Origin of the sequence: Enterobacter sp. 200527-13 (assembly GCF_027924865.1) — a bacterium.
Classification (GTDB): domain Bacteria; phylum Pseudomonadota; class Gammaproteobacteria; order Enterobacterales; family Enterobacteriaceae; genus Enterobacter; species Enterobacter ludwigii.
On sequence record NZ_BSCM01000012.1, the window covers coordinates 21,227 to 33,407 of the forward strand.

At 55.1% G+C, this 12,181-nt stretch carries 10 protein-coding genes and 4 tRNA genes; all 14 read left to right on the plus strand.

Annotated elements, in window-relative coordinates:
- Positions 1-9: 9 nt before the first annotated feature.
- The 14 genes from wzzE (at position 10) to QMG44_RS22595 (ending at position 11,875) form a co-directional block, all read left to right on the plus strand.
- Complete coding sequence (gene wzzE, locus QMG44_RS22530) at positions 10-1,056, plus strand: ECA polysaccharide chain length modulation protein (protein ID WP_020882894.1); 1,047 nt, start codon at positions 10-12, stop codon at positions 1,054-1,056.
- A 56-nt stretch (positions 1,057-1,112) separates the two neighbouring features.
- Positions 1,113-2,243: a non-hydrolyzing UDP-N-acetylglucosamine 2-epimerase gene (gene wecB / locus QMG44_RS22535; protein ID WP_014172153.1), complete on the plus strand. Its 1,131-nt coding sequence runs from the start codon at positions 1,113-1,115 to the stop codon at positions 2,241-2,243.
- Positions 2,240-3,502 carry a UDP-N-acetyl-D-mannosamine dehydrogenase gene (wecC, locus tag QMG44_RS22540; protein WP_086533014.1) on the plus strand — a complete coding sequence of 421 codons (1,263 nt, stop codon included), beginning with the start codon at positions 2,240-2,242 and terminating at the stop codon, positions 3,500-3,502. Before wecB ends, wecC begins: the two co-directional genes overlap by 4 nt.
- Positions 3,499-4,176, plus strand: a complete 678-nt coding sequence (gene rffC, locus QMG44_RS22545; RefSeq protein WP_086533013.1) for a dTDP-4-amino-4,6-dideoxy-D-galactose acyltransferase — start codon at positions 3,499-3,501, stop codon at positions 4,174-4,176. The genes wecC and rffC overlap by 4 nt, the downstream gene beginning before the upstream one ends.
- A gap of 4 nt (positions 4,177-4,180) precedes the next feature.
- Positions 4,181-5,311: a dTDP-4-amino-4,6-dideoxygalactose transaminase gene (gene rffA / locus QMG44_RS22550; protein WP_086533012.1), complete on the plus strand. Its 1,131-nt coding sequence runs from the start codon at positions 4,181-4,183 to the stop codon at positions 5,309-5,311.
- 1 nt (position 5,312) lies between these two features.
- A complete protein-coding gene (gene wzxE, locus QMG44_RS22555; protein ID WP_086533011.1) occupies positions 5,313-6,563 on the plus strand; it encodes a lipid III flippase WzxE in 1,251 nt (416 codons plus the stop codon).
- Positions 6,560-7,639: a TDP-N-acetylfucosamine:lipid II N-acetylfucosaminyltransferase gene (locus QMG44_RS22560; RefSeq protein WP_014172148.1), complete on the plus strand. Its 1,080-nt coding sequence runs from the start codon at positions 6,560-6,562 to the stop codon at positions 7,637-7,639. The genes wzxE and QMG44_RS22560 overlap by 4 nt, the downstream gene beginning before the upstream one ends.
- The gene (gene wzyE / locus QMG44_RS22565) at positions 7,636-8,988 is read left to right on the plus strand and encodes an ECA oligosaccharide polymerase (RefSeq protein WP_020882888.1); all 1,353 of its coding nucleotides are present in this window, start codon (positions 7,636-7,638) and stop codon (positions 8,986-8,988) included. Before QMG44_RS22560 ends, wzyE begins: the two co-directional genes overlap by 4 nt.
- Before the next feature lie 12 nt (positions 8,989-9,000).
- The gene (gene wecG, locus QMG44_RS22570; RefSeq protein ID WP_047356050.1) at positions 9,001-9,741 is read left to right on the plus strand and encodes a lipopolysaccharide N-acetylmannosaminouronosyltransferase; all 741 of its coding nucleotides are present in this window, start codon (positions 9,001-9,003) and stop codon (positions 9,739-9,741) included.
- Between the two features lie 197 nt (positions 9,742-9,938).
- Entirely contained in the window at positions 9,939-11,324 is a 1,386-nt protein-coding gene (locus QMG44_RS22575) for an amino acid permease (RefSeq protein ID WP_014172144.1), read from the plus strand.
- 102 nt (positions 11,325-11,426) lie between these two features.
- Positions 11,427-11,503 (plus strand) — tRNA-Arg (locus tag QMG44_RS22580).
- A gap of 67 nt (positions 11,504-11,570) precedes the next feature.
- Positions 11,571-11,646, plus strand: a tRNA-His gene (locus tag QMG44_RS22585).
- Positions 11,647-11,667: 21 nt separating this feature from the next.
- A tRNA-Leu gene (locus QMG44_RS22590) sits at positions 11,668-11,754 on the plus strand.
- A 44-nt stretch (positions 11,755-11,798) separates the two neighbouring features.
- A tRNA-Pro gene (locus QMG44_RS22595) sits at positions 11,799-11,875 on the plus strand.
- The last annotated feature ends 306 nt before the right edge of the window (positions 11,876-12,181 follow it).

Consider the following 12,181-nt stretch of genomic DNA (forward strand, 5'->3'; position numbering starts at 1 on the left):
GGGACTATGATGACTCAACCGTTGGCGGGAGCGAAATCAGTGGTAACTGAGAATGAGCTGGATATTCGGGGTTTGTTTCGCGTGTTGTGGGCAGGCAAACTTTGGATTGCGGGGATCGCGCTGGGGTTTGCATTGTTAGCGCTGGCCTACACCTTCTTTGCAAAACAAGAGTGGAGCGCTACGGCAATCACTGATAAACCAACGGTTAATATGCTCGGGGGGTTCTATTCCCAGCAGCAGTTCCTGCGTAACCTGGATATCAAAGCCAATCTGGCCACCCCAGATCAGGCTTCCGTCATGGATGAGGCCTATAAAGAGTTTGTGATGCAGCTGGCTTCCTGGGATACGCGCCGTGATTTCTGGAGCCAGACGGATTATTACAAGCAACGGATGGTGGGCAACAGTAAAGCCGATGCCGCGCTGCTGGATGACATGATTAACAACATTCAGTTTATGCCGGGAGATGCGCTGCGTAACGTCAACGACAGCGTCAAACTGATTGCCGAAACCGCGCCGGATGCCAATAACCTGTTGCGCCAGTACGTTGCCTTTGCCAGCCAGCGTGCGGCAAGCCACCTTAATGAAGAGCTGAAAGGTGCCTGGGCTGCCCGTACTATCCAGATGAAAGCGCAGGTTAAACGTCAGGAAGAGGTGGCTAAAGCCATCTTCGCACGCCGTGTACACAATATTGAGCAGGCGCTGAAAATTGCCGAACAGCACAATATTTCCCGCACCGAGACGGACGTGCCGGCAGATGAACTGCCTGATTCAGAAATGTTCCTTCTCGGGCGCCCAATGCTGCAGGCTCGACTGGAAAACCTCCAGGCCGTTGGCCCTGATTTTGACCTCGACTACGATCAAAACCGCGCGATGCTGAACACCCTGAATGTCGGTCCAACAATGGACCCGCGTTTTCAGACCTATCGTTATTTGCGAACGCCTGAAGAACCTGTAAAACGCGATAGTCCGCGCCGCGCATTCCTGATGATCATGTGGGGGATTGTGGGTGCACTGACTGGCGCAGGCGTGGCGTTAACGCGCCGTCGCACTAACTAAGAACGCCGTCTACGATGAAGGCTGCGGCCTTCATCGTTTAATCGAAGAGAATCGATGTGAAAGTACTTACCGTATTTGGCACCAGGCCGGAGGCCATTAAGATGGCACCTCTGGTTCATGCGCTGGCCAGTGATCCTGATATTGAAGCGAAAGTGTGCGTCACTGCCCAACACCGTGAGATGCTCGATCAGGTCTTAACTCTCTTTTCTATCGTCCCGGATTACGATCTCAATATTATGAAACCGGGGCAGGGGTTAACGGAGATAACCTGCCGTATTCTGCAAGAGCTCAAGCCGATTCTGGAGTCCTTCAAACCTGACGTGGTTCTGGTGCATGGCGATACCACCACCACGGTGGCAACCAGCCTGGCTGCGTTTTACCAGCGAATTCCTGTCGGCCATGTTGAGGCCGGTCTGCGTACCGGCAACCTTTATTCGCCGTGGCCCGAAGAGGCCAACCGCACACTCACCGGCCATCTGGCGATGTACCATTTTGCGCCCACCGAAAATTCACGACAGAACCTGCTGCGTGAAAATATTGCCGACAACAAAATCTTTGTCACCGGGAATACGGTGATTGATGCCCTGATTTGGGTTCGTGACCGCGTGCTGTCAAACAACGATCTTCAGAAAGAACTCGCCGCACGCTACCCCTTCCTGAACAATGGCAAAAAAACCATTCTGGTCACCGGCCACCGTCGCGAGAGCTTTGGACGCGGCTTTGAGCAAATCTGTCATGCCCTGGCGGAAATCGCCGCGCAGAATCAGGATGTGCAGATTGTCTACCCGGTGCACCTTAATCCTAACGTCAGCGAGCCGGTCAACCGTATCCTTGGGCATATAGAAAACGTCCTGCTGATTGAACCGCAGGACTATTTGCCGTTTGTCTGGCTGATGAACCACGCCTGGCTGATCCTGACCGATTCCGGTGGTATTCAGGAAGAGGCGCCGTCTCTCGGCAAGCCTGTGCTGGTCATGCGTGAAACGACTGAACGCCCGGAAGCGGTGAAAGCGGGCACGGTACGTCTGGTCGGCACCAATGCACAACTGATCGTCGAAGAGGTGACGCGCCTGCTGCACGACGACGAAGAGTATCAGGCGATGAGCCGGGCCCATAACCCGTATGGTGATGGGCAGGCTTGTGGCCGTATTTTGCATGCACTTAAACACAATCGGGTATCGCTATGAGTTTTACTACCATCTCTGTCATTGGTCTTGGCTACATTGGCTTGCCCACAGCGGCAGCGTTTGCCTCCCGTCAAAAACAGGTTGTGGGCGTGGATATCAACGCGCGTGCGGTGGAAACCATTAACCGTGGCGAAATTCATATCGTGGAGCCCGATCTCGACCGCGTGGTGAAAGAAGCGGTTGATGGCGGATTCCTGCGTGCTAGCACGACGCCGGTCGAGGCAGATGCATATCTTATTGCGGTGCCAACCCCCTTTAAAGGCGACCATGAGCCCGACATGGCTTACGTCGAAGCGGCGGTAAAATCGATTGCACCGGTCCTGAAAAAAGGGGCTCTGGTGATCCTGGAATCCACTTCGCCCGTCGGTGCTACCGAACAGATGGCGCAGTGGCTGGCGCAAGCCCGACCTGACTTACGCTTCCCGCAGCAGGCGGGCGAGCAAGCTGATATCAATATTGCTTACTGTCCTGAGCGTGTGCTGCCAGGTCAGGTGATGGTAGAGCTGATTAAAAACGATCGCGTGATCGGCGGCATGACGCCAGTCTGTTCTGCACGCGCCAGCGCGCTTTACAAGATTTTCCTTGAAGGCGAATGTGTGGTGACCAACTCCCGCACCGCCGAAATGTGCAAGCTCACGGAAAACAGTTTCCGGGACGTGAATATCGCCTTCGCGAATGAACTGTCGCTGATTTGCGCCGATCAGGGGATTAACGTCTGGGAGTTGGTTAGCCTGGCGAATCGCCATCCGCGCGTAAATATCCTCCAGCCTGGCCCGGGCGTGGGCGGTCACTGTATCGCTGTCGATCCGTGGTTTATTGTGGCGCAAAACCCGGCGCAGGCCCGCCTGATCCGCACCGCGCGTGAAGTGAATGACAGCAAGCCACACTGGGTGCTCAGTCAGGTGAAAGCCACCGTAGCGGACTGTCTGGCTGAGAGCGGCAAACGCGCCAGTGAGCTGAAAATTGCCTGCTTTGGTCTGGCATTCAAACCGAATATTGACGACTTACGCGAAAGCCCGGCGATGGAGATTGCAGAGATGATCGCTGGCTGGCACACCGGCGAAACGCTGGTGGTTGAACCCAATATTCATGAACTGCCGGCAAAACTGGCGGGCCACTGTACGTTGACCGCGCTGGATGAGGCGCTGGCGACGGCGGATGTGCTGGTACTGCTGGTGGATCATAAAGAATTTAAAGCGACGTCCGGTGATGCCGTACGCCAACAGTATGTGGTTGATACGAAAGGTGTCTGGCGTTGAGCCACCTGAAGGGGGTTCTCGAGTCCCTTGAGTGGGAGAGTGCCTTTTTTGGTCTGCCATCAGCCATCGTGCGCCTGCGCGACGATGCGCCGGTTCTGACTGACGCCGACTTCACCGCCTGGCCGCGGGTGCAGGCCAGGATCCCCGCAGACCGTGCCGACCTGCTCGATGCGCTCCAGCAACAAGGTTTTCAGCTGGTTGAAGGCGAGGTTGATCTGTCCCTTACGCTCACCCATCATGATTCGCCCGGTGCGGAAGTGGCAACGGAGCAGGATATCCCCGCGCTGCGTCAGATGGCGGCGCAGGCGTTTGCCCGGAGCCGTTTTCGCGCACCGTGGTATGCACCGGACGACAGCGGGCGTTTCTACGCCCAGTGGGTAGAGAACGCGGTAAAAGGCACCTTTGACCATGTGTGCCTGGTGTTTCGCACTGCAGGCGGCCAGATTGAGGGATTTGTCTCGCTTCGTAAGCTCAACGCGAACGAGGGGCGTATTGGTTTATTAGCCGGGCGCGGCATGGGCGAAAAACTCATGCAGGCGGCGCTTCACTGGGCGCAGCAGCAACAGCTTTTGACTCTGCGGGTGGCAACCCAGATGGGCAACACCGCCGCGCTTAAACGTTATATCGCGAGTGGTGCCAACATCGACGCCACCGCTTACTGGTTATACAGGTGACAAGATGATTCCATTTAACGCACCACCCGTCGTGGGCACTGAACTCGACTATATGCAGTCTGCTATGGGCAGCGGCAAACTCTGTGGTGACGGTGGTTTTACCCGTCGCTGCCAGCAGTGGATGGAGCAGCGGTTTCACAGCGCTAAAGTCCTGCTGACCCCGTCCTGTACCGCATCGCTGGAAATGGCGGCGTTGCTGCTGGATATCCAGCCGGGCGATGAAGTGATCATGCCGAGCTATACCTTCGTCTCTACAGCGAATGCCTTTGTCCTGCGTGGTGCGAAAATCGTCTTTGTGGATATTCGCCCGGATACCATGAACATCGATGAGACGCTGATTGAAGCGGCAATCACGGACAAAACGCGCGCGATTGTGCCGGTTCACTACGCGGGTGTGGCGTGTGAGATGGACACCATCATGGCGATCGCCAAAAAACATGACCTGTTCGTGGTTGAAGATGCCGCTCAGGGCGTGATGTCGACCTATAAAGGGCGAGCGCTGGGAACGATCGGCCATATCGGCTGCTTTAGCTTCCACGAAACCAAAAACTATACCGCCGGTGGCGAAGGTGGTGCGACGCTGATTAACGACCGTGCGCTGGTCGAGCGCGCGGAAGTGATCCGTGAAAAAGGCACCAACCGCAGCCAGTTCTTCCGGGGGCAGGTAGACAAATATACCTGGCGCGATATTGGCTCAAGCTATCTGATGGCCGATCTGCAGGCGGCATACCTGTGGGCGCAGCTGGAGGCAGCGGACCGCATTAATCTTCAGCGCCTGTCCCTGTGGCAAACTTATTACGACGCGCTGCAACCGCTGGCACAAGCCGGGCGAATTGAGCTGCCGACCCTTCTGGCTGATTGCGTCCATAATGCCCATATGTTCTATATCAAACTGCGCGATAACGACGATCGCAGCAAGTTGATTGCCTGGCTAAAAGAAGCCGAAATTCTGGCGGTGTTCCACTATATCCCGCTGCACTCCAGCCCTGCAGGAGAGGCATTTGGGGTCTTCGCGGGTGAAGATCGCTACACCACGAAAGAAAGTGAGCGTTTGCTTCGTTTGCCACTGTTCTACAACCTCGCGCCTGTTAACCAGCGTACGGTGATTAACACCCTTCTGAGTTATTTCGGCTGATATGTCTCTGGCAAAAGCATCGGTGTGGACCGCCGCGTCCACACTTGTCAAAATTGGCGCTGGGCTACTGGTCGTCAAGCTGCTGGCTGTCTCATTCGGCCCTTCAGGCGTCGGGCTGGCGGGGAATTTCCGTCAGCTTGTGACCGTCCTTGGGGTACTGGCCGGCGCAGGGATTTTCAACGGCGTCACGAAATACGTTGCGCAGTACCATGATGATGCGACCCAGCTTCGCCGTGTTGTCGGTACATCCTCGGCGATGGTCACCGGCTTTTCGACCCTGATGGCGGTTATTTTCCTGCTGGCCGCGGCACCCATAAGCCAGGGGTTATTTGGTCACACCCATTATCAGGGGCTGGTTCGTCTGGTCGCGCTGGTTCAGCTGGGCATTGCCTGGGCTAACCTGCTGCTGGCGCTGATGAAAGGCTTTCGTGATGCGGCCGGGAACGCACTGGCGTTAATCCTCGGCAGCGTCATTGGCGTGATTGCCTACTATTTTTGCTATCGGCTGGGCGGCTATGAAGGCGCGTTGCTGGGGCTGGCGCTGGTACCGGCATTAGTGGTCGTTCCGGCGGCGTTCATGCTAATGCGTCGGGGCACCATTCCGTTGAGTTACCTGAAACCTCAATGGGACAAGGTGCTGGCAAGCCAGCTGGGAAAATTTACCCTGATGGCGCTCATCACTTCCGTCACGCTCCCTGTCGCCTACGTGATGATGCGAAACCTGCTGGCGGCGCATTACAGCTGGGACGAAGTTGGGATTTGGCAAGGGGTGAGCAGTATTTCCGATGCCTACCTCCAATTTATAACGGCTTCCTTTAGCGTCTATTTGCTGCCAACCTTATCGCGCCTGACCTCCAGGCAGGATATCACGCGCGAAATTTCCCGCTCACTGCGGTTTGTCCTTCCCGCCGTTGCGGCAGCCAGTTTAACCGTATGGCTATTGCGCGATGTCGCCATCTGGCTGCTCTTCTCCGCGAAGTTTACCGCCATGCGCGATCTGTTTGCCTGGCAACTGGTGGGCGATGTACTGAAAGTGGGGGCTTACGTTTTTGGTTATCTGGTGATTGCGAAAGCCTCGCTACGGCTGTATATCCTGGCGGAAATCAGCCAGTTTGCATTACTGACCGCATTCTCACACTGGTTGATCCCGGCACACGGTGCGCTGGGGGCGGCTCAGGCCTATATGGCAACCTATATCGTTTATTTCGCTGCCTGTTGCGGCGTATTTTTACTTTGGCGTAAACGCGCATGACTGCACTGATTCACATACTGGGATCGGATATCCCACACCATAACCAGACCGTGTTACGGTTCTTCAATGATGAACTGGCATCGGGGGATCCCGACGCTCGTGAGTTTATGGTTGCCGGTCAGGATAATGGCCTGAGCGTGGCGTGTCCGGCGCTGACTCTTTCTTTCTGGCCGGACAAGGCTGCGCTGGCGAAGGCGGTTGTTGCCAAAGCCAAAGCGGATCGTGAGCAACGTTTCTTTTTCCATGGGCAGTTTAATACCGGCCTGTGGCTGGCGCTCCTGAGCGGGGGGATCAAACCTTCGCAGTGCAGCTGGCATATCTGGGGAGCCGATCTCTACGAAGTCTCCAGCGGCTGGAAATTCCGTCTTTTCTACCCATTGCGGCGCATGGCGCAGGGGCGTGTGGGATGCGTTTTCGCGACCCGTGGCGATCTCAATTATTTTGCTAAACGCCACCCTGACGTACGCGGTGAGCTACTCTATTTCCCGACCCGAATGAACCCGGCGCTGAACAACATGGCGAATGATACGCCGCGCGAGGGTAAACTGACGATTCTGGTGGGTAATTCAGGCGATCGCAGCAATGAACATCTTGCCGCGCTCAGGGCGGTACATCAGCAGTTTGGCGACACCGTGAATGTGATTGTGCCGATGGGGTATCCGGCCAATAACGATGCCTATATCAATGAGGTCCGCCAGCAGGCACTCGCGTTATTTAGCGCCGGGAATGTGCACATTCTCCACGATAAGCTGGAATTTGATGAGTATCTTGCGCTGCTGCGTCGGTGCGATCTGGGCTATTTCATCTTTGCGCGTCAGCAAGGAATTGGCACGCTGTGTCTGCTGATTCAGGCGGGTGTGCCCTGCGTACTCAATCGCGAAAACCCATTCTGGCAGGACATGGCGGAGCAGCATCTGCCGGTGCTGTTTACTTCCGATGTGCTTAACGAAGAGGTGGTCCGGGAAGCGCAGAGACAACTGGCGCTGGTGGACAAAAGTGCCATCGACTTCTTTAGCCCGAACTACCTCACGCCGTGGCACCGCGCGCTGCGTATCGCTGCAGGAGACAAAGCATGAGCCAGTTGCAATTCAGCGGCTTACTGATCGTTTGGCTTCTGAGCACTTTATTCATCGCCACGCTCACCTGGTTCGAGTTTCGCCGGGTGCGTTTTAACTTTAACGTCTTCTTCTCGTTACTGTTTCTTCTGACCTTCTTTTTCGGATTCCCGCTGACCAGCATTCTGGTCTTCCGGTTTGACGTGAGCGTTGCCCCGCCCGAGATCCTGCTTCAGGCGATCCTGGCAGCGACCTGTTTCTACGCCGTCTACTACGCCACCTATAAAACGCGCCTGCGTTCAGCGCAATCCACCGCGCCGCGCCGGGCGCTCTTCACCATGAACCGGGTGGAGACGCACCTGACGTGGGTGATGCTGATGACGATCGCGCTGGTAAGCGTGGGTATCTTCTTCATGCATAATGGTTTTCTGCTGTTCAAGCTCCAGTCCTACAGCCAGATTTTTTCTGCCGAAGTGTCGGGCGTGGCGCTTAAGCGCTTCTTCTACTTCTTCATTCCGGCGATGCTGGTGATCTTTTTCCTGCGTCAGGACAGCAAAGCCTGGCTGTTTTTCCTGGTGAGTACCGTTGCCTTCGGTTTCCTGACCTACATGATTGTGGGAGGGACGCGTGCAAATATCATCATCGCTTTCGCAATCTTCCTGTTTATCGGCATCATCCGCGGGTGGATCTCTTTATGGATGCTGGTGGCTGCTGGGGTGTTTGGCATTGTTGGTATGTTCTGGCTTGCCCTGAAGCGCTACGGGCTCAACGTAGCCGGTGACGAGGCGTTTTACACATTCCTCTATCTCACGCGCGACACCTTCTCGCCGTGGGAAAACCTGGCGTTGTTGCTGCAAAACTACGACAAAATCGATTTCCAGGGCCTTGCGCCTATTGTGCGCGACTTTTATGTCTTTATCCCAACCTGGCTGTGGCCAGACCGTCCCGGCGTCGTACTCAACACGGCAAACTATTTTACCTGGGAAGTGCTGAACAACCACTCAGGCCTTGCGATCTCACCTACGTTGATTGGCTCGCTGGTGGTGATGGGGGGAAGCTGGTTTATCCTGCCGGGGGCGGTGGTGGTGGGGCTGATCATCAAGTGGTTTGACTGGCTCTACGTGCGCGGCAACGAAGAAACAAACCGCTATAAGGCGGCTATTTTGCACAGTTTCTGCTTTGGTGCCATTTTCAATATGATCGTTCTGGCGCGTGAAGGGCTGGATTCATTCGTGTCGCGCGTGGTTTTCTTCATGGTCGTTTTTGGCATCTGCCTGTTACTGGCCAAACTGTTGTACTGGCTGTTTGACAGTGCAGGGCTTGTGCATAAGCGCGAGCCGCAGGGCAGCACAACGCTGTCGCAAGTGTGAGTAGGGAAAGTCATGACGGATAAAACTTCTGCACCGCGCTATACGCTGCGCGGTCTGCAGCTTATTGGCTGGCGCGATATGCAACACGCGCTGGATTTTCTGTTCGCTGGTGGTCAGATGAAGTCTGGTACGCTGGTCGCCATTAATGCGGAAAAGATGCTGGCGGTGGAAGACAACGCCGAAGTGAGAGGCCTGATAGAAGCGGCTGAATTTAAATATGCCGACGGTATCAGCGTGGTGCGTTCAATCCGCAAAAAGTATCCAGGCGCTAATGTATCTCGCGTGGCAGGGGCCGATCTCTGGGAGCAACTGATGGCACGCGCAGGGGCGGAAGGCACGCCGGTATTCCTGATTGGCGGTAAGCCGGAGGTACTGGCGCAGACCGAAGCGAAATTGCGCAGTCAATGGAATGTTAACATCGTGGGCAGCCAGGATGGCTACTTCAAACCAGAGGCCCGGCAGGCGCTGTTTGAACGCGTTCGCGACAGTGGAGCGAAAATCATCACCGTGGCGATGGGCTCCCCACGCCAGGAGATCCTGATGCGTGACTGCCGTCAGGTGTGTCCGGATGCCCTTTATATGGGCGTTGGCGGAACGTATGACGTCTTTACCGGCCATGTTAAGCGTGCGCCCAAAGTCTGGCAAAACCTGGGGCTGGAGTGGCTGTATCGCCTGCTATCTCAGCCGACGCGGATTACACGACAGATCCGTCTGCTTCGCTACCTTACCTGGCACTACACCGGGAAAATGTAATCAAAATGTAGCGCGATATGCTGTTCGCACTGCAACTCCCCTGCAAAACTGCTGCGAATCTGTGCAATGCATTCATTTTTTTTATGCATCGTTTGCCATTTGCCGCATTTTAAGAAACCATTCGCCCCGTATTTTAGTACCCCTAAAAAACAATACCTGGCCTGAAGTCGGGAAACAGCAAACACAATCGAGGATCTATGGCAGAGAAAAAACCGGAGCTACAGCGTGGGCTGGAGGCTCGTCATATTGAACTGATAGCGCTGGGCGGCACTATCGGCGTGGGCCTGTTTATGGGCTCCGCAAGCACGCTCAAATGGGCAGGACCTTCGGTCTTGCTGGCTTATATCATTGCGGGATTGTTCGTTTTCTTCATCATGCGTTCGATGGGCGAAATGCTCTTCATGGAGCCCGTCACGGGTTCCTTCGCCGTTTACGCGCACCGATATATGAGCCCGTTCTTTGGCTACCTGACGGCATGGTCATACTGGTTTATGTGGATGGCGGTTGGCATCTCTGAAATCACGGCGATAGGGGTCTATGTACAGTTCTGGTTCCCGGACATGGTCCAGTGGATACCGGCGCTGATTGCCGTGGGGCTGGTGGCACTGGCAAACCTTGCCGCGGTTCGTCTTTATGGTGAAATCGAATTCTGGTTTGCGATGATCAAAGTCACCACCATCATCGTGATGATTGTGGTCGGGCTGGGCGTTATCTTCTTCGGCTTTGGCAACGGCGGGCACGCCATTGGCTTTGGTAACCTGACCGAAAACGGCGGCTTCTTTGCGGGCGGCTGGAAGGGCTTCCTGACGGCACTGTGTATCGTTGTGGCCTCTTATCAGGGGGTTGAGCTTATCGGTATTACCGCGGGTGAAGCGAAAAACCCGCAGGTTACGCTGCGCAGCGCCGTAGGCAAGGTGCTGTGGCGTATCCTGATTTTCTATGTGGGGGCGATCTTCGTTATCGTAACCATCTTCCCGTGGAATGAAATTGGCACGACCGGTAGCCCGTTTGTCTTGACCTTCGCGAAGATTGGCATCACGGCAGCAGCAGGCATCATTAACTTTGTGGTTCTGACGGCGGCGTTGTCAGGCTGCAACAGCGGGATGTACAGCTGCGGACGTATGCTCTACGCGCTGTCCAGAAACAACCAGCTGCCAGCGGCAATGGCGAAAGTTTCGCGTGCGGGCGTACCGGTTGCGGGAGTGGCGGTGTCGATTGTGATCCTGCTGATTGGCTCCTGCCTGAACTACATCATCCCGAATCCGCAGCGAGTGTTTGTTTATGTCTACAGCGCCAGCGTGCTGCCAGGCATGGTGCCCTGGTTTGTTATCCTGATTAGCCAGCTGCGTTTCCGTCAGGCACATAAAAAGGCCATCGCCAGCCATCCGTTCCGTTCTATTCTGTTCCCGTATGCCAACTATTTGACGATGGCGTTCCTGGTTTGCGTATTAATCGGAATGTACTTTAATGAAGATACGCGCATGTCGCTGTTTGTCGGGATGATCTTCCTGGCGGCGGTGACCGCGGCGTATAAGCTTTTTGGTCTGGGCCGCCGCGCTACCTCGCAGAAAGTGGAGGAATAAGCGGCAAAATGTGCAAACCATAACCAAACGCGCATTTTTTTCAAAAAAGCACTAGACAGCGGGGTCGGAGGTACGTAATATCCAGCCCCGCAACGGCGCTAAGCGCCCGTAGCTCAGCTGGATAGAGCGCTGCCCTCCGGAGGCAGAGGTCTCAGGTTCGAATCCTGTCGGGCGCGCCATTTTAGTCCCGGCGCTAGAGCTGCGGTGGTCTGAGAAGTAGTCAGTACCGCGTGAAAGAATACAGTGGTGGCTATAGCTCAGTTGGTAGAGCCCTGGATTGTGATTCCAGTTGTCGTGGGTTCGAATCCCATTAGCCACCCCATTATTGAAAGAGTTGTGAATTGCGAAGGTGGCGGAATTGGTAGACGCGCTAGCTTCAGGTGTTAGTGTTCTTACGGACGTGGGGGTTCAAGTCCCCCCCCTCGCACCACGACTTTTTAATGAATTGAACTAAAAATTCAAAAAGCAGTACATCGGCGAGTAGCGCAGCTTGGTAGCGCAACTGGTTTGGGACCAGTGGGTCGGAGGTTCGAATCCTCTCTCGCCGACCAATTTTGAACCCCGCTTCGGCGGGGTTTTTTGTTTTCTGCGCCTTTCTCTCCTCTGTAGTGATTCCACGACAACAGCCGGCTTCCTTGTCGCGATTCAGCGACACATAACACATTGAAAGTAAAAGATATAATAATTTGGCGGCTTTCGTGTCTCCTCCAGACGACATATCGTCGTGTTTATCAGCAGGTTGTAGGGTCTAAGATACCGCTCAACAACATAATTTCCTTTTATCTTAAAATGTTGCGCGATGTAAAAGTTCTGCGTGTCAAGTTGGCACGTTACGTGCAATAATATACGTGTAGATG

Bases quoted from the DNA above. Each gene is read 5' to 3' on its own strand.
- wzzE (WP_020882894.1), top strand. From the start codon at position 10: ATGACTCAACCGTTGGCGGGAGCGAAATCAGTGGTAACTGAGAATGAG.
- wecC (WP_086533014.1), top strand. From the start codon at position 2,240: ATGAGTTTTACTACCATCTCTGTCATTGGTCTTGGCTACATTGGCTTG.
- rffA (WP_086533012.1), top strand. From the start codon at position 4,181: ATGATTCCATTTAACGCACCACCCGTCGTGGGCACTGAACTCGACTAT.
- wzxE (WP_086533011.1), top strand. From the start codon at position 5,313: ATGTCTCTGGCAAAAGCATCGGTGTGGACCGCCGCGTCCACACTTGTC.
- QMG44_RS22560 (WP_014172148.1), top strand. From the start codon at position 6,560: ATGACTGCACTGATTCACATACTGGGATCGGATATCCCACACCATAAC.
- wzyE (WP_020882888.1), top strand. From the start codon at position 7,636: ATGAGCCAGTTGCAATTCAGCGGCTTACTGATCGTTTGGCTTCTGAGC.
- wecG (WP_047356050.1), top strand. From the start codon at position 9,001: ATGACGGATAAAACTTCTGCACCGCGCTATACGCTGCGCGGTCTGCAG.
- QMG44_RS22575 (WP_014172144.1), top strand. From the start codon at position 9,939: ATGGCAGAGAAAAAACCGGAGCTACAGCGTGGGCTGGAGGCTCGTCAT.